A 22,227-nucleotide genomic window follows, 5' to 3' on the forward strand; every position below is an offset into this window, starting at 1 on the left:
AGAGACTGTGGGGAAGGCCCGCACGACCGGAACGGTCGTGCGGGCCTTCTTGTTCGGTACCTCGCGGGTTCTGTGCCGCCGCTTCGGGCGCGTGGAACCGGCCGTGATCCACCGGCTCCGGTACGCGGACACGGCCGTGTCTCCGATACCCGATCGGAGAGACGCCCGCGTCCGGCTATGCTCGTGGAGGCAACATCGCCCTGGGCCCTTAGCTCAATTGGCAGAGCAGTGGACTTTTAATCCATTGGTTGTGGGTTCGAGTCCCACAGGGCCTACCGGTGCGGGCGGGGTGTACCACCCCTGGCCTGCTGTGCGGCGCCCGAGTCGGCTTCGGTCGGCTCGGGCGCTGTGGCGTTTTCGGGGCGCGTCGGGTGGGGGGACGCGTCCCTATGGGTGACTTTCGGCCGTCCTGCACTGGGCCTTCACAGAGAACACCCCGAAAAGTCACGAATGGCGGGTGGGTGATGTGAAGGGTTCACGCCAACCAGGCCGTGGGGCGGAAGTTAAGTCTTGTAACACCTGGTTGGTCTGCGCCTATGGTGACTGAAGTGTCGGGCGGAACTGACCATCCGCTCAAGGCACTTCAGTCAGCGACCGGGAAACCGGTACCGCTACGGGGGAAGGGGAGTTCGGTATGCCGTACTGCCGACAGTCGGCTTCGACATCGACCGGTCGTGGTGCGCCGAGGCGCTCGGCCCGCTGACCGCGCCGCCGTCCCGCACGGGGACGGCCGCACGTTTTCCTCCCCGGGGCCGGCCGATTCCGTCGCCGTGGTGTAGCTCGCCGAGTCGAGCCCCGTCGCCGGTACAGAGCTGTGTTCGGCCCGACTTCTCCCGTTTTCACCCATTCCCAACGAAGTAACAGCGGGCTCGCCGATCGGCGCGTCCGTGAGCAGTTCTGACCGGAAGGGAACAGACGTGAAGCCGATGGCCAAACTGGCCCTACCTCCCCTCGCCGTGGCCGGCGGGATTCTTCTGGCGGTGGCCGGGACGAGCCTCGCCCAGGACGACTCCGCTCCGCGGGCCGCCGCCGCGGCACCCGTGGCGAAGGCCGTGGTCGGGGACCCGGAGGACCCGGCCACCTGGCGGCTGCCCGTGGAGACGTACGCGCCGACCAAGGCGCAGGCACGCATGGTCGGCGCCACGCGTGACGAGTTGATCGACGCGTGCATGGAGAGCAAGGGCCTGCCCGAGTGGACCCCGGCGCCGGACCTCCCGGACCTCGGCGGCACGACCCTGACCGACTGGCGCTACGGCATCCACGACGCCGAGGAGGCGCGGGCGTACGGCTACCACCCGGACCCGGCGGAGCAGGAGGCGTACGACGAGGCCCTCGCGCAGGACCGGTCCGGCGACACCGACCGCGAGGCGCTGCGCTCCTGTGTGGAGGAGGCGGACGGCGGTGTGCCCCGCCTCGCCGTGTCACCGCTGGTCAATCAGATCGGCGGCTACTCCTACCAGATGGCCCGTGAGACCCCCGAGGTGCGTGAGGTCTTCGCCCAGTGGTCGCAGTGCATGAAGGCCAAGGGCTACCGCTACGAGCAGCCGATGGAGGCCGCCGAGGACCCGCGCTTCCTCGCCGCCGGCACGGCGAGCGCGCTGGAGAAGGACACCGCGGTCGCCGATGTGGCCTGCCGCGACAAGTTCGACGTCGAGAAGACGTGGTTCGACGCCGAAGCCCGCATCCAGCAGGAGGAGATCGGCAAGAGCCTGCCGCAACTGGAGGCGCAGCGGGCCGGCATCAAGGCCGCCGTCGCCAAGGCACGCGCCCTCGGCTGACCACCGCACGACTGACCACCGCACGACGAAGGAGATCACAGCCCATGTCTCATCCGGTCAAGCGGGCCGCGGTCGTCGGTGCCGCCCTCGCCACCGTGTTCACCATGGCCCCCAACGCCCAGGCCCTGGACGGCGACCACCACAACCTCTATTCGCCGTCCGCCTGTGACGACCACCGCAGGTCGGCGTTCGACTTCCACATCTTCTACAACTCGAACCTGAAGGGGTCGTACCGGAACATCGGTTACTCCGTCTACGACTTCGGCTCCCTCAAGGCGGGCGCGGGCGACCCCAATCACTACCCGCTGCGGTTCTGCCAGATGGGCGCCTCCGCGCCCTGGCCCGGCTCCGACCAGAAGATCAAGAACAACGCCGCCTCCGCGCGCAACGACCACTACAAGTACATCGCCCGCGTGTACTTCCGCAGCGGCTACAAGGGCGCGCAGGACGTGCTGAGCCCCTTCGAGACCATCGGCCGGTTCGAGAAGGTCTACAACGAGAACGCCTCCTTCAAGTGGACCAGTTCCTGACCCCCCGCGCCCGGCAGGGCTCCTCAGCCATGCCCGAGAACTCCCACCTGGAGGAGATGAGTTGAGAGTGCGCAGACCGGCCCTCGCCGGGATCGCGGGCCTCGCGGCCACCGCGGTCCTGACCGGGCTCATACAAGCCGCACCGGCGTTCGCCGACCCCGGCCCCGCCGATCCCAAGCCGTCGGGCGTTCAGGCGTCGGGCGGGCAGACGGCGGGCGGGCAGGCATCCGATCCGCCGACGCGCGTGCCGGACCCCGCCAAGCGGCTCGGCAAGCAGTGGCGGACCTCGCCGGACCGGGCGGTGACCACCGCGGCGGACAGCGGCGGTCTGAAGATCCTGGTGGCGGACAGCAAGGACGCCTACGAGTGGCGGACGGTCGCCACGCTGGCCGAGCCCGGTATGCCGGCGGACGCGTGGATCGGCAACTCCTGTGTGATGGACCGCGATCACGCCGCGGTCGTGTACGCGCCGCGCACGTTCACCAACAAGCCGGACCTGATGCAGGGCGGGGCGTTCGCCGCGGTCGTGGACCTGAAGTCCGGCCGGGTGACGAAGCTGCCCTTCACCGCCTCGCTGGCCTACTTCGACCCCACCTGCAACCCCGAGACGCGGACGGCCGTGTTCAGCGCGTTCCGCGACCACCGGACCCGGCTCGTCACCGTGGACACCAGCGGCAGGACCGCCGCCGACACCAAGGTCGACGGTCAGCTGACCTCGGCCGTCCCGGTGAAGGACGGACTCGTCGCGGCGCACGGCGGCAAGCTGGTGCACGTCAACCCCGAGGACGGCAAGCGGCGGACGCTGGCCGCCGCCGAGGGCGTTCCGTTCGACATCCGCCCCACCAGCAAGGGCATCGCCTTCCTCGACCGTGACGGCTCCACCGCCCGCGCCAGGCTGTGGAAGGGCCGGGGCACGCCGACCACGCTCGCGAAGGGCAGGCTCGGCGAAGTCGCCCTCGAACAGGGCACCGGGGGCCGCGCCTTCCTCACCGGGGACACCACCGAGGCCGAGCTCGGCGGCACCGCGGTGACCCGGCTGGACGTCCCGGCCGGCACGGAGGTGTCCAGCCACGGCCGGCTGGCCGTCGACCCCGTGCTGATGCCCGGCGTACGCACCGGCCTGGACCGGATCGGCAACGCCGGAAAGGGCTTCAAGAAGGCCGAGCCCTCGCCCCGTGAGCGCATGACCGAGGACCCCACGGACGAGGACGCCGCGCAGCCCACCGTCCACAGCGTCGCGACGGCCACCGGCAAGAAGATCACCCAGACCGTGGCCGACACGACCGGCGCGACGGGCAAGGAGTCCTTCTCGCCCGCCCTGCCCGCGACCGGCGAGAGCGGCCGGGCCGCGGGGAAGGGGACACGGGCACCGCAGGCCGACGCGCGGGCGAACAACCCGGTCGACACGGACCGCTGGTGCTCCATCCCCCGCAACGACGTCAAGGCGCTCGCGCTCCAGCCGACCCCGAACCAGGTCGAGTGGGCCGTCAACATGGCGATCCGCGGTGAGCTGCGCGCCAAGTGGATCAAGCAGGGCGGCTGGCGCTCCAGCCTGGGAACGGTCGACCCGCAGGGCATGTTCCCGGCCCCCGAACTGAAGGGCGGCGGCCGTATCCCCGCCCAGGTGCTGCTGGGCGTACTCGCCCAGGAGTCCAACCTGTGGCAGGCCGAGGGCGGTGCCATCCCCGGCCAGATGGGCAACCCGCAGGCGGCGATCGCCGGGTTCTACGGGCACAAGGGGGAGACCTCCGCCGAGTACTGGCAGATCAAGTGGACCCTGTCGGACTGCGGCTACGGCGTCGGTCAGGTCACCGACGGCATGCGCCTGGCCGGGTACGAGAAGGAGGGCGAGACCTCCCTCTCCCCGGCGAAGCAGCGGGCGGTGGCCCTGGACTACTCGGTCAACATCGCCGCGTCGATGTACATCCTCGCGGACAAGTGGAACCAGGTGCACACCGCGGGCCAGAAGATCACCGTCAACAACGACGACCCGTCGAAGCCGGAGAACTGGTTCGCCGCGCTGTGGAACTACAACCTCGGCTTCAACGAGAACAAGGGTGACGGAAAGCCCTGGGGCCTGGGCTGGTACAACAACCCCGCGAACCCCTTCTACCCGGCCTCGCGGCACCCGTTCATGTCGGACCCGCGCGACGCCGCGAAGCCGCAGAACTGGCCGTACCAGGAGAAGGTGATGGGCTGGGCGGCCTGGTCCATGGACACCGGCTACTCCTACTCCACCGACGGACGGCAGGACTGGCCCGGCGAGTCCGGGTTCTCCAGTGCCGGTTTCCGGCCCGCCTGGTGGGTCAACCCCGGTCAGCGGGACCGGGTCAAGCCGCCGCTGGACGCGTTCTGCAACGACACCAACAACTGCGACGCCGCCAACCCGCCGGACTGCCCCGACGCCAAGTGCTACGAGAAGTACTGGTGGCGCGGCGCGAACGTGACGTGGAAGGCGAACTGCGAGGCCGACTGCGGCCACGAGAACATCAAGTACGTCACCCTCCGCGAGGAACCGGGGCGTGGCACCCGGCTGAAGTACGGCACGCCGGAGTGCAACAGCGCCCCCGCCGGGGCGCTGATCGTGGAGTCGGTCCCCGACAACACCGACACCTACAGTTCCTGCGGCTCGTCCGGCACGGACGCCGGGAGTTTCCAGTTCACGTTCCACCCCAACCCGGCGGCGACCGGGCCGGGTCTCGGCCCGTTCGAGGCCAAGGGTGACCTGCACCAGATCGGCGGCGGTCTCGGCGGGCACTTCTGGTACACGCACACCCGGGACGCCGCTCATCTCGGCGGCCCCGGCGGCCGGATGACCATCGACGGCACCTGGACCCTCGGCCGCGACGTCGACTGGGCCCGCGTCTACGCCCACATGCCCGACACCGGGGCGCACACCCAGCAGGCCCACTACGTGATCAAGGGGGTCGCGGGCGGTGACCGTCACCGCTACGTCAACACCCACTTCAGCAAGAACACCTGGGTCGAACTCGGTGTCTACCGCTTCACGGGCACTCCCCGGGTGGAGCTGACCAACACCACGGACGACGGCACCGCGGACGAGGACGTCGCCTGGGACGCCGTCGCCTTCCAGCCGCTGGCGGGCAAGCCGAAGCACATGGTCGTCGCCATGGGTGACTCCTACACCTCCGGTGAGGGAGCAGGGTCGTACTCGCCCGAGTCGGACCGGGACCACGGCAAGAGCACCTGGAACGCCTGCCGGCGCAGCGACAATTCCTGGCCGCGCAAGGTCGTGCTGCCCGGTCAGAGCTCCAGCCTCGGCGAACTGTCCAAGGCCCGCAGCACGAGTGTCGACTTCCTGGACGTCAGCTGCTCCGGCGCGCACACCTGGCAGATGACCTCGGGCAACCCCACGCCGTGGGGGAAGATCGGCAACTACCGGGAGAAGAGCCAGCTCGACTCCGGCGTCCTCAGCGCGGACACCACCCTGGTCATGCTGACCATCGGCGGCAACGACGGGGACAACTTCACCAACGCGGTCACGAACTGCTACGTCATCGGGGTCTGCGACCCGGACGACTACCGGGGCAAGGTCGACCAGGCGGTCGAGGACACCGGCATGCTCCTCGCCCAGATCGCCGCCGAGGCCCCGAACGCGCAGATCGTGCTCATGGGCTACCCGCGCCTGGTCAGCGACAGCCCGTGTGTGACGGCGAACTTCGACGCCCTGAACTCGCTCGCCGACTATGTGCGGGACAAGCAGAAGGCCAAGGTGGAGGAGTTGCGCAAGTCGGGCAGCAAGGTCGCCTTCGCCGACCCGATCCCCGCGTTCAGGGGACACGGGATCTGTGACAGCGACGAGTGGATCAACCGGGTCGTGGCGGGTCCGAACGGTGACGGCGACTTCCACGACGGCGACCCGGCCAACCAGGCGCCCTGCCTGCCCTGGCCCGGTCAGAACGTCTGCGCCAGCCTCGAATCGTTCCACCCGAAGAACGCCGGTACCACGGGCTACGCTCGGGTCATGGACAAGGCACTGGCCGACATGGGGTACAAGGGCAGCTAGTGGCAGCTGACCAGACCGGCGGCACGGTGGTCACGGGGCGGGCGCACCGCTTCGTGACCACCGGCTGTCTCACCGTCCTGATCGCACTGATCACCGTTCTCGGCGTCGTCGTGGGCTCGTTGTGGTACCGGCACTGGCACGACGGGACCGTCAACAGCGACCGCAGGGACGAGGCCTACGCGTCGATCCTCAAGCAGGCCAGGGCCGACGCGGATGACACGGTCCGTGCCCTCGGCGAGAGCGGTGCCACCGACGCCGACACCCTCACCGGTGTGATCTGGCGGCACAGCAAGGCGCCCGTGATCACCTACGACGACTCCAGTCGGGGGTTCACCGCCACGGCCCGGCGCTTCACCGAGTACGAGGAGAAGGCGATCTGGGGTGGCGGACCCGTGCGGGTGACACGGTGCTTCGTCGTCATCTACACCCCGGGTGCCGGCCGCGCGTGGACGTCGCGGGTGTCCGAGCGGGACGACGCCGTGTGCCGTCCCGCTACGGAGATCGACGGGCTGGCCCAGCTCGTGCGGAAGCGCATCGGGAGCATGTATCCCGAGGACCTGACGAAGGCCGGGGTGCGGAAGGCCCTGGACCCCCTTGGGAAGCAACGTTCCTACGACGTCAGGAGCGTGGTGCGCGAGGCGGACACGGTGACCGTCCTCGCCGTGCTCTCCACCGCCGACGCGACGACCTCCCAGTGCTACCGGGTCGCCCGCCCCGCCGACGACGCCATCCCGGACTCCACCACGGCGGTTCCGGCGTCTTCGTGTTGATCCGCGGCAGGGCCTTCCGACCCTATGCTTCTACTCGCGTGTAGAGGACGGTCGGGAGGTCCCGTTCGTTCTCGACGGCGCGTCAGACCGTAGGGATACGAAGGAGTTCACACCGCGATGGTGTTCAAACGGCTGCTCGGTTCGCTCGGGGTGGGCGGGCCCACGGTGGACACGGTGCTCGACGCGGGGGCGGTCCGGCCGGGTGGGCCGCTCTCGGGGCAGGTCCATCTCAAGGGCGGCAACGCCGACTTCGACATCGAGCACATCACCCTGGAACTCGTCGCCCGGGTCGAGGTCGAGCACGACGAGGGTGAGGGCGAGGGGGTCGTCGCCTTCGAGCGGTTCACCGTCGGGGGCGGGTTCCGGCTCGCGGCGGGGGCCGAGCAGAGCGTTCCCTTCACCGTGACGGTGCCCTGGGAGACCCCGATCACCGAGCTGTACGGGCAGGCGCTCGGCATCGTCCTCGGGGTGCGTACCGAGCTGGCGGTCGCCGGGGCCAAGGACAAGGGCGACCTCGATCCGCTGGCGGTCGGTCCGCTGCCCGTGCAGGAGGCCGTACTGGAGGCCTTCGGGCAACTCGGGTTCGGGTTCCGGTCGGCGGATCTGGAGTACGGGCGGATCGGCGGGACCGGGCAGCGGTTGCCCTTCTACCAGGAGATCGAGCTGACGCCCTCGCCGGTGTACGCGCAGCACTTCACCGAGGTCGAGGTGACCTTCCTCGCCGACCCCGCCGGTATGGAGGTCGTCATCGAGGCCGACAAGCGCGGTGGGTTCTTCTCCGAGGGGCATGACGCGCTGACCCGGTTCACCGTCTCGCACACCGATGCCGAGGGGGCGGACTGGAACTCGGTCGTCGAGGGGTGGCTGCGGCAACTCGTCGAGCACCGGGCCTCCTACGGCGGTCACAGCTCCTACGGCGGTCACGGCGGTCACGGCGGTCACGGCGAGCACGGCGGTCATGGTTCGCACGGCGGTCATCACTCCGGGCCCGGCGTCGGTACCGCCGTCGCGGCCGGTGCCGCCGGGCTGGCCGTCGGTGTCGTGGGCGGCATGGTCGCGGCCGAGGTCGTCGACGAGATCGGTGACTTCTTCGAGGGGGACGAGGAGGACGAGGGCTGAGGCTCCGGGCCGAGCGGGGACGGCGGGAACTTCGCCGCCGTCCCCACCGTTTCTACAGTGTTGTAGAAGCAAGCCCTCTCTCGTATGGAGTTCGCATGGCCCTCTGGGACCGCATCAAGGAGTCCGCGTCGACGATGCAGACGCAGCTGACGGCGAAGAAGAACGAGCTCAAGAGCGGCGCCTTCCGCGACGCGAGCATGGCGATGTGCGCCCTGGTCGCCGCCGCCGACGGCACCGTCGACCCGTCCGAGCGGCAGCGGGTGGCCCAGCTCATCGCCACCAACGAGGTACTGCAGAACTTCGACGCCGACGACCTGCGCCGCCGCTTCGAGGACAACCTGAACAAGCTGACCGCCGACTTCGCCTTCGGCAAGGTCAGCGTCATGCAGGAGATCGCCAAGGCCAAGAAGAAGCCCGCCGAGGCACGCGCCGTCATCCAGATCGGCATTGTCATCGGCGGCGCCGACGGCGACTTCGACAAGACCGAGCAGGGCGTGGTCCGCGAGGCGTGCTACGCCCTCGACCTTCCGCCGCACGAGTTCGACCTCTGAGCGGGCACCGGCCCCACGGTGATCCCGTAGCATCAGTCGGCGGACATGTCAGGCGCGTCGGCAGGGGGACCGTCATGAGCAGCCGTGCTCACCCGCAGGCACCGGCCCGCGCGTCGGCCGCGGGGCGCAACCGGACCGCCAAGGTCAGCGCCTTCTTCGCGCTCGGCGGTATCGCGTTCCTCGGGAACTTCGCCACGGGCATCGCCTGGATCAATCCGGGCATCTTCATCGGCTGCGCGGTGCTGTGCGCGCTGGTCGCCATTCCCACGGGCCACATCGCGCGCTTCAGGGGCCGGCGTCTGGACGGTGACGGGCGCGGACTCGCGCTCGTCGCCGTCCTGACCGGCTGGCTCGTGCTCCTCGTCTGCGTCCTGGCGGTCCTGGCCTTCGTCGGGCTCATCGCGGGACTGGCGGTGCTCACGGACGGCGGCTGACCGGCATCCCGCTGGTCGCAGCGGATCGGCGTCCTGCCGGCCGCAGTGGACTGGGCATCCTGGCGGTGCCAGAGGGCCGGCGTCCTGCCGGTCGCAGTGGACTGGGCATCCTGGCGGTGGCAGCGGATCGGTACCGGGGGCCGGTGGCAGAGGATCGGTACCGGGGCCGGTGGCAGCACATCGGTACCGGGGGCCGGTCGCAGCGGACCGGCCCCCGCCGCCTCACAGCGGCGTCGCCGCGTACAGGATCGTCATCATCGTCACCGCCGAGTTGGCCGACGACATCGCCGACACCGCCGCCCCGGCCGCCGCCGTCCACGCCGCCACCCCCACCGCCGTGAACACGGACAGCCGGGCCGCCGGAGCGGGCCCCAGCAGGGCAGCCACCCGGCGCGGCACCGGCCCCGGTGCCGCGAGCCCCGCGAGGGTGGGGGCCGGGGTGCCGCGGGAGGCCAGGGCCGCCCTGCCGATCGCCCGGGCCACGGTGCGGCGGTCGCCGAGGGTCTGGGCCGCCTCCTCGTCCGCCCAGCGCTCGGTCGTGTAGGACACGGCCGTACGCAAGGGGCGCAGGAACGGGTTGGCCCGGGCCGCCAGTTGCGTCACCAGAAGGAACCGGTGGTGGCGGTCCGCCAGGTGGGCCCGTTCGTGGGCGAACAGGGCGCGGCGCTCGGCGGGGCGCAGTCCGGCCAGCAGGGCCGTGGTCACCACGATCCGGTCCCGGGGCCGGCCGGGCAGGGCGTAGGCGTACGGCGTCGCGTCGGGCAGGACCGCGACCTCGGTGGCCGGGAGTGCGGCGAGCGCCCGATGGGCACGCCGACGCGCCCGTCCGTGCCGCCACAGGGTGCGCCCGCACGCCACGGCCACCGCCAGCAGCGCGGGGATCGCCACCCGGCCCGCGACCCCGTCGTACGGCACCGCGGCGCGTACCTCGGGGTCGGACCAGCCGTCCGGGAGCGGGTTGCCGGGGAGTTGGGCGGTGCCGACGACCATCAGCAGGGCGAGACAGACCGTGCTGCACACGGCCATCACCCCGGCCACGCCGGTCAGCAGCCGGGTGGCGACGCGCGGATGCAGATGCTGCTCGGCAAGACGGGCGACCGGCCACGCCGTGAGCGGCAGGACCAGTGGAAGAAAGACGAACAGCCCCATGAGGCTCAGCCTTCCCCGTCGTCCTCCGCCTTTTCCAGCAGCTCCCGCAGCAGCCGCTCGTCGTCGGGTTCGAGGGAGGTGACGAAGCTGGCGAGCACCGCCTCCCGGTCGCGTTCGCCGTCCAGGAGCCTGCGCATCCGGTGCGCGGCGAGCCCGGCCTGGTCCGAGACCGGGGTCCACAGGAAGGAGCGTCCGGCGCGTTCCCGGGTCACCGCGTTCTTGGCCAGCAGCCGGGTCAGGATCGTGATCACCGTCGTGTAGGCGAGGTCGCCGCCGAGCCGTTCCTGCACCCAGCCCGCCGTCGCCGGGCCGTCCGCCTCGCGCAGCGCCGACAGCACCTGCGCCTCCAGCTCGCCCTGCCCCCGTCGCCGGGGGCGCCGGTGATCTGTCATCGGGTCCTTCCTTCGTGGATACCCCCGGCTTCAGCCGGGGGAGGAAACGAAGCTCCTGCGGAGCAGGGCAGGGAAAGCCGGTTCGCCGCCAGGGCGGACCGGCGTCCTCCGACCACCGGCCAACAGCCGCCTCTCACACGGAAGCTGATACGATGTGAGGCATGACGCAGCAGGTCAAGCGGGCTTTCAAGTACCGCTTCTACCCCACGGACGAGCAGGCAGCCGAGCTGTCGCGCACGTTCGGCTGCGTCCGCCTCGTCTACAACAAGGCGCTGGAGGAACGCACTCGCGCCTGGTACGGCGAGCAGCGCCGGATCTCCTACGTGCAGTCGTCGGCCGCACTGACGGAGTGGAAGAAGACCGGGGAGCTCGCCTTCCTGACGGAGGTGTCCTGCGTCCCGCTTCAGCAGGCGCTGCGCCACCTTCAGACGGCGTTCGGGAACTTCTTCGCCAAGCGGGCCAAGTACCCCCGGTACAAGTCGAGGAAGAAGTCGAGGGCGTCGGCCGAGTACACCCGCTCCGCGTTCAAGTGGCGCGACGGGAAGCTGACCCTGGCGAAGATGGCCGAGCCGTTGGACATCCGCTGGTCGCGTCCCCTCCCGGAGGGTGCGGTGCCGACCACGGTGACCGTGTCCCGCGACGCGGCCGGGCGCTGGTTCGTCTCCCTGCTCTGCGAGGACACCATTACCCCCGCGCCTGCCACCACGGCGGCGGTCGGCATCGATGCCGGGATCACCTCCCTGGTGACGCTGTCCACCGGGGAGAAGATCGCCAACCCGAAGCACGAGCGGCGCGACCGCGCCCGCCTGGCCGGCGCGCAGCGGGAACTGTCGCGGAAGGCGAAGGGCTCGGCGAACCGCGATAAGGCCCGCCGCCGCGTCGCCAAGATCCATGCCCGGATCGCCGACCGGCGCCGCGACTTCCTGCACAAGCTGTCGACTCGGCTCGTCCGTGAGAACCAAACGGTCGTGATCGAGGACCTCACCGTCCGCAATCTGCTGAAGAACGGCAAGCTCGCGCGCGCCATCAGCGACGCGTCGTGGACGGAGCTCCGCTCCATGCTGGAGTACAAGTGCGCCTGGTACGGGCGCGAACTCGTTGTGATCGACCGCTGGTTCCCCAGCTCGAAGCTGTGCGGGGCCTGTGGCACGGTCGCGGCGAGGATGCCGCTGAACGTCCGTGAGTGGACGTGCGACTGCGGCGTGGTGCATGACCGCGATGTGAACGCGGCTCGCAACATTCTGGCCGCCGGGCTGGCGGCGTCTGCCTGTGGAGACGGTGTAAGACCTCAACGGGAGTCCTCCCGGACGGGGCGGTCGTCGGTGAAGCAGGAAACCCAGCGGGCGACCGCTGGAATCCCCCGCCTTTAGGCGGGGGAGGAAGTCAAGCCCTGTCTCCCTTCCGCTGCCCCGCACTTCACGGCCGGTCCATCGTAGGGACACCGCGCGCCGACCGGTTCCGGCCCCATTTCGTCCGGATGGCGCACACGCACTCCGAATGTCACGCTATGTAATTGTTGATCATCGGAATGTAATGGGTCCATGTTCAGCCGTCGGTCCCGGTCTCCGTCCCCGCTTGTCCTCCTGCTCACTTGCTGCGTCCTGACCACGCTGCTGGGGGCGCACGCCCCGGCCAGGGAAACGTCCCGCGCGGGTGTTCCCGCGCCCAACTGGCGGGCGGAGCCCGGACGGCATCCGGGGCGGCTGCTGCCTTCCGAGGACGCCCTGCCCCACCGGCCGCGCCCGGCCTCCGGGAGCCGCGCGGCAAGCGAGACCTCCGGGAACGGCGCGGCAAGCGAGACCTCCGGGAACGGCACGGCGAGCGAGGCCTCCGGGAACGGCGCGGCAAGCGAGGCCTCCGGGGAGCGCGCGGCCAGCGAGCAACCGCCGCGCGGGGTCACGTACTTCGCACCAGCCGCCCCTCGGCGCCTCGTGCCCGGAGCCCGGACCCGGGTGCGGGTCACCGTGACCGACACCGCCCAACAGGCCTGGCCCGCACGGGACATCGCCCTCGGCGTGCGCTGGTACCGGGCCGACGGGACGGAGTACGCGTACGGCAAGGGCGAGCGGCCCGTCGACCGTCTCACCGCCCTGCCCGAGGACTTGGCGCCCGGCGAGTCCGCCGAGCTGCGCGCCGTCGTCCGCGCCCCGGACCTGCCGCGCACCCGCGGCTCCCTCTTCCTGACCTGGGACCTGTACGACCGCGCCGCGCGCCGCTGGCTGTCGGAGGCCGAGCCGCCCGCAGGGCCGGTCCCGCAGGCGCGCGAGAGGGTGGTCGTCGAGCGGGCCGGGTCCGACCGGCTGGGGCTGGAGCGGTTCTACCAGTACACGCGCGCCGAAGCCGGTGCCGGAGCCGCGGTCGCCGTCAACGCGGCCAACGGGAACGCGGCGACGAGCTGGAACCTCTTCGCCCACCCCAGCCTCGGCCCCGCCGCCTTCCTGCGCCTGACCCACAACACCCAGGACGCCTCCGACACGGTCGCCGGACCCGGCTGGTCGCTGTCGGCGTCCACGCTCACCCGGCTCGGCTCGCCCCTGCACTTCGAGACCGGCCAGAACATCGGCATCGGCTTCCCGGACTCGGTGCGCATGATCGACGGCGACGGCACGAGCCACACCTTCCGCCTCGACCGGCACGGCAGCGACAACCCCCGCGACTGGGACTACGCCCACCCGGCCGGCGTCCACTTCCACCTCCAGCGCAGCAGCGGCCCCCCGGACCGGCGCTGGGTGTTCACCCGGCCCGACCGCACCCAGTTCCACTTCTCGGCCGAGGGCCGCCCTACCGCCGTCGTCGACGGCAACGGCAACACCCTCCGATTCCACTACGAACAGGACGACTTGGCGGCCGAGCCGCGGCTGCGCCGGGTGACCGACGCCTCCGGACGCCGGGTCCTGACCCTGGCGTACGGCGAGGGCGGCAGGCTGGCCTCGGTCACCGATGTGCACGGGCGGCGCGTGGAGTTCTCGTACGGCGAGGGCGGACTGCTCGGCAGGGTCACCGACGCGGCCGGGTCGCCCGCGGCCCGGTCCATGGGGTTCCGCTACGACGACTCCGGCAGGCTGACCTCGATCACCGACCCCAACGGCGGCCGGACCGGGCTCGGTTACGAGCCGCGGCGCCAGGAGCCCCGTACCGCCGGGCACGGCCGCGTGACCACCCTCACCGACCGCATGGGCGGCACCACCCGCATCGACCGGAGCGAGCACGGACGCCTGATCACCGTCACCGACGCGAGCGGCGAGCGCACCGCCTTCCGGCTCGACGCGTTCGGCCGGGCCGTCGTCTCCACCAACGCCAAGGGTGAGAGGACGAGGCTTGCCTGGGACGCCGACAACAACGTCCGCCGCCTGCAGGAGCCGAGCGGTGCGGTGACGACCTGGCGCTACGACCCGCGCACCGGTTACCCGCTGGAGATCACCGGCCCCGAGGAGAACGCCAAGGACCCCGAGGACCGCGCCTCCACCGGCCTGACCTACCGCACTTTCCTGCGCGGCCACGTCGCCGATCTGGTGGAGAAGGTCTCCCCCGAGGGCCGCCGCTGGACCTTCGGCGTCGACGGCCACGGCAACGTCGTCTCGGTCACCGACCCCCGCGGCAACACCGGCGGCGATGCCGCGCCGAAGGCGCAGGGGCCGCGCAAGGCGCCGTACACCTCGTACAGCGTCTACGACAAGCGCGGGCGGTTGCTGGAGAGCACCGATCCGCGTGGGCACAGCACCCGGTTCGCGGAGTACGGGCCCACCGGGCAACCGGCGCGGGTGACCGACGCGTTGGGGCACACGACGCGGTTCCGGTACGACGCGGTCGGCGCGGTCACGGCGGTCACCGACGCCAAGGGCCGCACCAGCAGCTACGAGTACGACCTGCTCGGCCGCCCGCTCGGCGCGGTGCTGCCGCGCGACCTGGCCGCCGAGGACCCCGAGGACCGCTGGGTCCGCGTTCCCGCGCCCGCCTACGACGGCAACGACAACGTGGTGCGCGCCACCGACCCCAACGGCGCCGTCACCAGGGCCGCGTACAACGCCGCCGACCGCCCGGTGTCCGTCGTCGACCCGCCCAACAGCGACGACGGCGGCCCCGAGCGCACCACCCGCTACAGCTACGACAAGGTCGGCAACCGCATCGCCGAGACCACCCCGCGCGGCCACCGCACCGTCTTCGCCTACGACGAACTCCACCGCCTGATCGAGACCACCGACCCCCTCAGGGGCCGCACCACCTACGTCTACGACCGCGCCGGCGACGTCCTCTCGGTCACCCGCCCGCGCTCCAACGACCGCCGGGCCCGTGTCCCCGACCAGCGCTTCACCTACGACCTCGCGCACCGCATCACGGCGGTCACCGACGCCGAGGGCAACACCGTCCGCAACGGCTACGACCGCGACGGCAACCTCGTCTCGGTCACCGACCAGTGCGGCGCCACCACCGAGACCACCCTCGACGCGGCCGGGGCCCCGGTCCAGATCCGCGCCCCGCACAGGCTCGGCGACGAGCGGCGCTTCGAGTGCGCGTGCCCGCCGGGCAGGAAGTGCGAGCTGCCCGAGGAGCGGATCGAGTACCGGATCACCCGCTACGCGTACGACGAGGCCGGCAACCGCACGAAGATCTTCACGCCGCGCTCGGTCGCCGAGAACAAGAAGACCCTGGCGCAGGAGACCGTCTACGACCCCCTGAACCGGGTCGCCGAGCAGGTCCTGCCCTACGACCCGGACGACCCCGGCTTGCCGAAGCCGCACCGCGTCCGGCATGTGTACGACGAGGTCGGCGACCTCATGGAGGTGCACAACCCGCCCTCCGGCACGTCCGGCCGCCCGAGCGTCACCCGCTACACCTACTTCGACGACGGCCTGCTCCGGCGCAGCACCGACCCTTGGCAGATCCGCACCGACTACGCCTACGACAAGGTCGGCAACCAGCTCTCCCGCACGCTGACCGGGGACGGCGGCGGCACCCGGCGGACCATGAGCTGGCGGTACCACCCGGACGGCAGCCTCGCCGAGCACCGTGACACCGGCACGCCTGCCGGGCGGGAGACGGTCCTGCTCGACAACTCCGACGCCGGGCGCACGGAGGCGGCCGGACGGTGGGCCGAGGAGCCGTCCGGCTCGGACGGCTTCGGGCTCGACTTCCGCACCCACCCCGCCGAGGACCGCTCCGCTTCCTTCACCTGGAAGCTGGCCGCGCCGAGCGACGGCACCTACCGGGTGCTGGCGCGCTGGCCGCGGCACGAGAAGGGCGGGCGCGCGGAGTTCGCGGTGCCGCACGAGGGCGGGCGGGCCGTCGTGCCGGTGGACCAGGGCGAGGGGTCCGGGGAGTGGCGGGAGCTGGGGCGGTTCCGCTTCGAGGCCGGGAAGGAGTACGGGGTCGCGGTCTCGGGGGCGGAGGACGCGCCGGGGAAGCTGGTGCTGGCCGACGCGGTGGAACTCGTGAAGGTGGAGGAGACGCGCGAAGGTCGCGAGGACGCCCGCGAGTACCACTACGCCTACGACCCCGACGGCCTGGTCACGCGTATCACGGAGGGCGCGCCGTCCTCGCCTTCCCGTACCTGGGAGGTCGGCAACGACCCGCTGGGCCGCCCGTCGGCGGTGGAGGAACGGGACGGCGGGGGCGGTCCCCCGCGCAGGGCGACCTTCGCCTACGACCCCGACGGCAACCTGCTGGAGCACCGGGTCACGGCGGCGGGCCGGGACCCGGAGAGCTCCCGGTACACCTACAACACGCTCGGGCTGGTCGAGGAGGCGCTGACCGAGGGCCCGTCGACGGACGGGGAGGCGAAGAAGACCACCTTCACCTGGTGGCCGACGGGCCGGCTCAAGCGCCAGACCAAGGACAACGGCAACACCGTCGACCACTGGCACTACCTCGACGGCGCACTGAGTGTGCAGGAGGAGAAGAAGGAGGGCGGCGGGGAGCTGGTCTCCCGCCACGAGATCGACTACGACCCCGACGGCAACCGCACCCGGGACGCCTCGGTGAAGATGGACGCCGACGACCACGGGGACACGCTCGACACGGTGGCGACGTACCGCTACGACGCCCGTAACCGGAGCATTGAGGTCAAGAAGACGGGCGAGGGCCCAGACCGCACGGAGACGTACCGGTACGACCCGAACAACAACGTCGTCCAGCAGCGGATCGGCGAGACGGAGACGACGTTCGACTACGACCGGGACCGGTTGCTGTCGTCGACGTCCGCGGGCGCGAAATCGTCGTACCTGTACGACGTCTACGGCCGCCTGTCCCAGGTGACGGCCGGGGGCAAGCCCGCGCAGCAGAACGTCTACGACGGCTTCGACCGCCTGATCGAGACGCGCTCGGGGAGCGGGCGGGCGCAGGTGGTGGCGGAGCACGAGTACGACGCGTTCGACCGCCGGACCAGTACGAGTGTGTCGGGCGGCGGTGAGCGCCGTGCGACCGATTTCCACTACCTGGGCCTGGGCGGGCAGCTCCTCTCCGAGGAGAAGGACGGCAAGCTGAGCCGGACGTACCAGTACGGCCCGGCGGGGGAGCGCCTGTCCCAGGTCACCTTCGACACGGAGGGCACGAAGGACCCCGAGACGGTGTTCTTCGGGTACGGCCCGCACAACGACGTCGAGCACATCACGGACGACAAGGGCAACACGAAGGCGACGTACGGCTACACGGCGTACGGGCAGGCGGACAAGGCGGCCTTCACGGGCGTGGACAAGCCGTCGGTGGTGGACCCGACGTCGGAGCCGTTCAACTTCTACCGCTTCAACTCACGGCGCTGGGACGGCGGTTCGGGCACGTACGACATGGGCTTCCGGGACTACAACCCGGGACTGAACCAGTTCCTGTCCCGCGACATGTACAACGGTGCCCTGGCCGACCTCGACCTGGCGACGGACCCCTGGACCCAGAACCGCTACGGCTTCGCGGGCGGCAACCCGATCAGCAACGTGGAGCTGGACGGCCACCTGTTCGGGATGTCGTGGAGCGAGCTGGCGCACTCCGTGCTGGACGTGGCGGGCATGATCCCGGGCGTCGGCGAGATCGCGGACGTCGCGAACGGGCTGCTGTACCTGGCGGAGGGCAACTACGTCGAGGCGGGGCTGTCGCTGGCCTCGGCGATCCCGGTCGCGGGCAACGCGATCGGCGCGGCGCGCATCGCCCGCAAGGCAGGCAAGCAGGTGGACGAGGCGCTCGACGGGGGCGCTGCGCTGAACAAGGCGGAACGGACGGAGTCGGCGGTGCCGGACACGCCGCCGACGAAGGAGAAGACCCCCGAACCGGCCCCCCAGCCCAAGGGCTGCCCCAGTCCCTCCAGCTTCGTGCCGGGCACACGGGTCCTGATGGCGGACGGAACGACCAAGCCGATCGAGAAGATCCACAAGGGCGACCGGGTCCTGGCGGCGAACCCGGACGACTCCGAACCACGGCCGCGTGAAGTCACCCGCCCGATCACCTCCAAGGGCGAGAAGAAGCTGGTCCGGGTCACGGTCACGAACAAGGACACCCGCAAGTCCTCCCTCACGGCCACGGAGAACCACCCGTTCTGGGTCCGCAACACGGGCAAGTGGACAAAGGCAGCAGACCTGAAGCCCGGCCAGTGGCTACGCACATCGGCGGGCACGTACGTGCAGGCCGAGACGGTCGAGAAGAGCACCCGGAAGACGAGGGTGCACAATCTGAGCGTCGCGGATCTGCGGACGTATTTTGTACTGGCGGGCGAGACACCAGTACTCGTTCACAATGCAAATTGTCCGAACCCTGGAACGAAGTTCGATGTCCCGAATGAGGCTGGCGTCTACACCATTCACCTAAATGATGGAACCAAGTATGTTGGCAGTAGCGTTGACAGCATGCGGACTCGGGTGAACAAGTCCATGAGGTCGAAGCATGCGGTGAGGAAAGCCGGATATAGTGCCGACGATGTCGTGAACGTCACTTGGATTCCTCTCCCCTCCGGGATTGGAGCTGTAGGTGCACGCAGAGTTGAGCAGACAGTCATGGATGGATTGACATCGCAGGGTGTAAGGCTCTTGAACCGGAGAAATCCAGAGATCGAACTTCCAATCGGCGGATACCTGCCCTAAGTCTCTACTGGAGTTTGTGATGGGAACCTGGGGCTCGGGCCCGTTCGACAGCGACACCGCAGAAGACTTCCTCGATGAGCTCGAAAAACAGCTCGCACCGCAGCGTCTGGAAGTCGTTGAGCGTACGTTCCGTGCTGCCATTGAGGCGAGCGGAAGTTCAACCTCCTCTGTGCTGCCTGAGGAAGTAATGGCTGCTGCCGCTGTGGTCGCGGCCAATGTTCCAGCCGGGCGTTCCTTGGCTTGGAACGAAGAATATCCGAGCATCACGGAATGGTTGGCGAAGCCCATTACGCCTCCCCTGGCCTCGTCTGCGATTCAGGCGCTGGAATTGACATTGCCCGCAGATGGCTGGTTCTGGAGGAGCTGGGTCGACGCTGGCGAAAGGGAAGAGGCTCAGGCCGCGATCGACAGTTTGAGAGCTGTATTGCGGCCCGTCAGCGAGGACGATTCTTGGTAGCCTCCTGACCGATATCGCCCCGAGCTGCAACTGCATGCGAGGAGCCCCACGGAAGCGTGATTCGGTGGCGCTCCTTGGCGGTTCGATGCAGCGGCAACGTCAGCGACGACGGCTGCGGCGGGACCCCGCCCCCCGGGCAGGCCAACGGGCCCAAGATCCCGACAATGGCGGCGAGGATCGGCGCACGCGCGTTCGGAGATCGGTTCCGTGGGGTGAAGCCCCCTGTCAGCACGGATCGGCCCCCGTATGCTGGCCTTGGTAGTCACATCCCGGCCCGTGGAGGTCCCGATGAGCACACCTGACGGGGAGTACTTCGGCTACCCACCGCTTCGGCCCCGCGTTTCGGTCGAGGAGTTGCTGGCCGCGAAGAACACCCAGCCGATCCGGTCCCTGGACGACCTCGCCGCCGACACCTTCGAGTCGGATCAGGAGCTGGAGGAGTTCCTGGCCTTCACGTACGCCGAGCGTCACCGCGACGTCGCCTGAGCCGTCCCCGTGCAACCCGTCATCCTGGACACTGACGTCGCCTCGCTGTCCCACAAGCGCAAGCTCACCGGCCCGCTCGCCACCAGGCTGATCGGTCGCAAGCCGCTGATCACCTTCGTGACCTTCGGCGAACTGACCAAGTGGACCGAGATCCGCCACTGGGGCACCCGCAGCCGCCAGGAACTCGCGGATTGGCTCTCCGGCATCCCGATCCTGCCCGGCGACGAAGCCGTCGCCGCGACCTGGGGCCGCTTGTCAGCCGCGGGCATCCAGCGCGGACGCCCACGGCCGATCAACGACATGTGGATCGCGGCTTGTGCTCTCACCTACGACCTGCCGCTGGCCACGCTCAACCTCAAGGACTACGAGGACTTCCAAGTCCACCACGGTCTGCGCCTCCTCGGCACGGAGTAGCTGCCGGCGAGCCCGACCGACATGATCAGCAATGTGGCGACAATGCCGGGTTTCTGAGCACGGCGTGCGAGCCCAAGGCCCCAATCAGGTGACCCCCAACTCTCCCCGGAGTAACCCAAGCCGCCCCACACGCCGACCTGTGCTCTCGTTCAAGTATGGCCAGGAGACGTGTCGCTGCCTTTGTCAGCGTGTTCAGTTGTGCCGCCCTGTTCGTGGGCGGGCTCGCGGGAGTCGCCGTAGGAAAAGGCCACGACGGCCTCCCCCTCCCCGGATACGGCGCCGCAGTCGTCGACGCCGCGCACCGGCAGGTGTTCGTCAGTGGAGGTTCCGGAGGACAGGGCATCGCCGTTGCCGAGCTGTCGCACCGGGAGCGGGCCGGCAACCGGCACCGTCTGATCGAGAACCAGCCCGGTGCTCACGGCATGGTGCTCAGCGAGGACGGCCGTACCCTCTTCGTCGCTCTCTCCGCCGCAGACGCCGTCTCCGCCATCGACACCGCGACACACAAGGAGACCGCCCGTTACGCCGTCGCCGGGGGCAAGGAACACGTCTGTCCGACCCACCTCGCCCGCACCGGCACCCTCCTCTGGATCGGCTACGGATGCGAGGCCTGGGAAGGCGGGATCGCCCGCCTCGACACCGCCGCCGGGAAACCCGAGCTGGAGCTCGACCAGCACGGCAGCGCGGTCCGTTTCGAGCGGGCCCCCGCCCTCACCGCGACCGGCACCGTACTCGTGGCGAGTCAGCCGCATCTCAGCCCGGCCCGGCTCCTCGCCTACACCGTAGGAACGGACAAGACGCTGACCCTCGCCAAGGACGAGCGCCGCGGCGGCAGCAACCTCAATGACCTCGCGCTCACCCCGGACGGCACGCGACTGCTTACCGCGGCCGGTTCGGAGGACCGGGTCCTGGGGTTCACCACCCCCGCGCTCGGGGACAACGGCGCCTGGTACACCCGGCACAGCCCCGTAGCCGTGGCCCCGTCCCCGGACGGGACGCTCGTCGCCGTCGGCGTAGGCAGCGGCGGGCACAAGGGGAAGGAGGTCAGCGTCTATCCGCTGAACGGCAGCGAGCCGAAGTGGGCCGCGGGGCTGCCCTCCCACGAGCGGCTGCTGGACCGCGGGCTCGTCTGGCTTCCCGACCAGAGCGCCCTGGTCGCTGTCACCGTGCGCGACGACGACCCCGCCCCCCGGCTCCGTTTCCTGAAGCCGGGGCACGACGGGGGACCGGAGTGGCCGATCCCCGTCAGTTGAGTCCGCGTCAGGGCGCCGACTGCTCCAGCTCGTCCAGGCTCTCCTGGAGGTCGCCGAGGGAGTCCTCGATCTCCTTGCTGGCGACCTCGCGGGCGATCTTGTCCAGCTCCTTCTCGCTGAGCCCGTCACAGGCGCTGGGCCGGTCCTCGCCCATTTCCTTGCCGCTCTTCACGGCCTCGCTGACCTGCTCGGCCACCGCGGCCTTGCAGGCGGCCGGGTCGGCCTTGTCGTCGCTGCCGCACGCGGTGAGGCCCAGGGTTCCGACGGCGAGCAGGGCGGCGACGACGGCGGTACGGGTCTTCAAGATGTCCCCCAGAGATCAACAATGATGAGAGGGCATCATCCGTCATCACCCGCGTCTTTGAGCTCGCTGTGGCCGTCCTGTGACAGGAACCGTCCCGTTCGTCCCGTTCGTCACAGAGCGGGCAGTGCCTGCGCCAGCGCCGCCACCGCCGCCGACAGCGCGGTCACCGGCTCGGCGAAGGCCGCGAGGCGGTCCAGCGCGCGCCGGACCACGCCCGGTTCCGGCTCGGGTTCCGTCAGTTCCTCGCGCAGCCGGCGCAGTTCGGCGCGGGGGGTGTCCTGGTCGGGGAGGGCCGCCCGGTGTTCGTCCAGGAGGCGTTCCACCAGGGCCAGTCGGTCGTCGATCACCGTGCGCTGGTCGGCGGTGAGGGACTGGAAGGAGATCGCGCCGGCCGTGGCCCGTGCGCCGGGCCCCACGGCCTGGTTGGCGACCTGGCTCTGACCGCCGAACTGCTGCACGCCGTAGTTCGTCCCCTCGGGGGGCTGCTGGGACATCCGGATCTT

The 22,227-nt window shown here is 70.3% G+C and carries 17 protein-coding genes and 1 tRNA gene; 14 read left to right on the plus strand and 4 right to left on the minus strand.

Features of this window, described 5'->3' with window-relative positions; genetic code table 11:
* Window positions 1–202 precede the first annotated feature (202 nt).
* From GA0115233_RS30905 to GA0115233_RS30940, 8 genes are all read left to right on the plus strand, one after another.
* Window positions 203–275: transfer RNA gene (locus tag GA0115233_RS30905), tRNA-Lys, on the plus strand.
* Window positions 276–917: 642 nt separating this feature from the next.
* Window positions 918–1,778, plus strand: a complete 861-nt coding sequence (locus tag GA0115233_RS30910; RefSeq protein WP_093723622.1) for a hypothetical protein — start codon at window positions 918–920, stop codon at window positions 1,776–1,778.
* 44 nt (window positions 1,779–1,822) lie between these two features.
* Entirely contained in the window at window positions 1,823–2,308 is a 486-nt protein-coding gene (locus GA0115233_RS30915; RefSeq protein ID WP_093723623.1) for a hypothetical protein, read from the plus strand.
* 67 nt (window positions 2,309–2,375) lie between these two features.
* Window positions 2,376–6,335, plus strand: coding sequence for a GDSL-type esterase/lipase family protein (locus GA0115233_RS30920; RefSeq protein WP_255310418.1), 3,960 nt, complete (start codon window positions 2,376–2,378; stop codon window positions 6,333–6,335).
* Window positions 6,335–7,105: a hypothetical protein gene (locus tag GA0115233_RS30925; RefSeq protein ID WP_093723624.1), complete on the plus strand. Its 771-nt coding sequence runs from the start codon at window positions 6,335–6,337 to the stop codon at window positions 7,103–7,105. The genes GA0115233_RS30920 and GA0115233_RS30925 overlap by 1 nt, the downstream gene beginning before the upstream one ends.
* A gap of 117 nt (window positions 7,106–7,222) precedes the next feature.
* Window positions 7,223–8,224, plus strand: coding sequence for a sporulation protein (locus tag GA0115233_RS30930; protein WP_093723625.1), 1,002 nt, complete (start codon window positions 7,223–7,225; stop codon window positions 8,222–8,224).
* A gap of 95 nt (window positions 8,225–8,319) precedes the next feature.
* Window positions 8,320–8,775 carry a tellurite resistance TerB family protein gene (locus GA0115233_RS30935; RefSeq protein ID WP_093723626.1) on the plus strand — a complete coding sequence of 152 codons (456 nt, stop codon included), beginning with the start codon at window positions 8,320–8,322 and terminating at the stop codon, window positions 8,773–8,775.
* Window positions 8,776–8,849: 74 nt separating this feature from the next.
* Window positions 8,850–9,209 (plus strand): DUF4190 domain-containing protein, encoded by a 360-nt coding sequence (locus tag GA0115233_RS30940; RefSeq protein WP_093723627.1) that lies wholly within the window; start codon window positions 8,850–8,852, stop codon window positions 9,207–9,209.
* A gap of 222 nt (window positions 9,210–9,431) precedes the next feature.
* Here the strand turns inward: GA0115233_RS30940 and GA0115233_RS30945 are convergent, their stop codons facing one another.
* Window positions 9,432–10,358 (minus strand): M56 family metallopeptidase, encoded by a 927-nt coding sequence (locus tag GA0115233_RS30945; protein WP_093723628.1) that lies wholly within the window; start codon window positions 10,356–10,358, stop codon window positions 9,432–9,434.
* Window positions 10,359–10,363: 5 nt separating this feature from the next.
* Entirely contained in the window at window positions 10,364–10,750 is a 387-nt protein-coding gene (locus GA0115233_RS30950; RefSeq protein WP_093723629.1) for a BlaI/MecI/CopY family transcriptional regulator, read from the minus strand.
* 161 nt (window positions 10,751–10,911) lie between these two features.
* Here GA0115233_RS30950 and GA0115233_RS30955 point away from each other — a divergent pair, with 161 nt between their 5' ends.
* From GA0115233_RS30955 to GA0115233_RS30980, 6 genes are all read left to right on the plus strand, one after another.
* Window positions 10,912–12,120 carry an RNA-guided endonuclease InsQ/TnpB family protein gene (locus GA0115233_RS30955; RefSeq protein ID WP_093723630.1) on the plus strand — a complete coding sequence of 403 codons (1,209 nt, stop codon included), beginning with the start codon at window positions 10,912–10,914 and terminating at the stop codon, window positions 12,118–12,120.
* A gap of 171 nt (window positions 12,121–12,291) precedes the next feature.
* Window positions 12,292–18,810: a golvesin C-terminal-like domain-containing protein gene (locus tag GA0115233_RS30960; RefSeq protein WP_093723631.1), complete on the plus strand. Its 6,519-nt coding sequence runs from the start codon at window positions 12,292–12,294 to the stop codon at window positions 18,808–18,810.
* A gap of 19 nt (window positions 18,811–18,829) precedes the next feature.
* The gene (locus GA0115233_RS30965) at window positions 18,830–19,267 is read left to right on the plus strand and encodes a DUF4259 domain-containing protein (protein WP_093723632.1); all 438 of its coding nucleotides are present in this window, start codon (window positions 18,830–18,832) and stop codon (window positions 19,265–19,267) included.
* A gap of 288 nt (window positions 19,268–19,555) precedes the next feature.
* Entirely contained in the window at window positions 19,556–19,753 is a 198-nt protein-coding gene (locus tag GA0115233_RS30970; RefSeq protein WP_093723633.1) for a hypothetical protein, read from the plus strand.
* 9 nt (window positions 19,754–19,762) lie between these two features.
* Window positions 19,763–20,167, plus strand: coding sequence for a type II toxin-antitoxin system VapC family toxin (locus GA0115233_RS30975; protein ID WP_093723634.1), 405 nt, complete (start codon window positions 19,763–19,765; stop codon window positions 20,165–20,167).
* A gap of 188 nt (window positions 20,168–20,355) precedes the next feature.
* On the plus strand, window positions 20,356–21,420 hold the full coding sequence (locus GA0115233_RS30980; RefSeq protein ID WP_093723635.1) for a hypothetical protein: 1,065 nt from the start codon (window positions 20,356–20,358) through the stop codon (window positions 21,418–21,420).
* Window positions 21,421–21,427: 7 nt separating this feature from the next.
* Here the strand turns inward: GA0115233_RS30980 and GA0115233_RS30985 are convergent, their stop codons facing one another.
* Together GA0115233_RS30985 and GA0115233_RS30990 are read right to left on the minus strand one after the other, a co-directional pair.
* Window positions 21,428–21,724, minus strand: a complete 297-nt coding sequence (locus GA0115233_RS30985; protein WP_093723636.1) for a hypothetical protein — start codon at window positions 21,722–21,724, stop codon at window positions 21,428–21,430.
* Window positions 21,725–21,834: 110 nt separating this feature from the next.
* Window positions 21,835–22,218 (minus strand): DUF5955 family protein, encoded by a 384-nt coding sequence (locus tag GA0115233_RS30990; protein WP_093723637.1) that lies wholly within the window; start codon window positions 22,216–22,218, stop codon window positions 21,835–21,837.
* Window positions 22,219–22,227 lie beyond the last annotated feature (9 nt).

The organism is Streptomyces sp. DI166 (genome assembly GCF_900091315.1).
Lineage (GTDB): Bacteria > Actinomycetota > Actinomycetes > Streptomycetales > Streptomycetaceae > Streptomyces > Streptomyces fuscus.

Coding starts and splice junctions, on each gene's coding strand:
- GA0115233_RS30915 (WP_093723623.1), top strand. CDS start 1,823: ATGTCTCATCCGGTCAAGCGGGCCGCGGTCGTCGGTGCCGCCCTCGCC.
- GA0115233_RS30930 (WP_093723625.1), top strand. CDS start 7,223: ATGGTGTTCAAACGGCTGCTCGGTTCGCTCGGGGTGGGCGGGCCCACG.
- GA0115233_RS30935 (WP_093723626.1), top strand. CDS start 8,320: ATGGCCCTCTGGGACCGCATCAAGGAGTCCGCGTCGACGATGCAGACG.
- GA0115233_RS30940 (WP_093723627.1), top strand. CDS start 8,850: ATGAGCAGCCGTGCTCACCCGCAGGCACCGGCCCGCGCGTCGGCCGCG.
- GA0115233_RS30945 (WP_093723628.1), bottom strand. CDS start 10,358: ATGGGGCTGTTCGTCTTTCTTCCACTGGTCCTGCCGCTCACGGCGTGG.
- GA0115233_RS30950 (WP_093723629.1), bottom strand. CDS start 10,750: ATGACAGATCACCGGCGCCCCCGGCGACGGGGGCAGGGCGAGCTGGAG.
- GA0115233_RS30955 (WP_093723630.1), top strand. CDS start 10,912: ATGACGCAGCAGGTCAAGCGGGCTTTCAAGTACCGCTTCTACCCCACG.
- GA0115233_RS30960 (WP_093723631.1), top strand. CDS start 12,292: ATGTTCAGCCGTCGGTCCCGGTCTCCGTCCCCGCTTGTCCTCCTGCTC.
- GA0115233_RS30965 (WP_093723632.1), top strand. CDS start 18,830: ATGGGAACCTGGGGCTCGGGCCCGTTCGACAGCGACACCGCAGAAGAC.
- GA0115233_RS30970 (WP_093723633.1), top strand. CDS start 19,556: ATGAGCACACCTGACGGGGAGTACTTCGGCTACCCACCGCTTCGGCCC.
- GA0115233_RS30990 (WP_093723637.1), bottom strand. CDS start 22,218: ATGTCCCAGCAGCCCCCCGAGGGGACGAACTACGGCGTGCAGCAGTTC.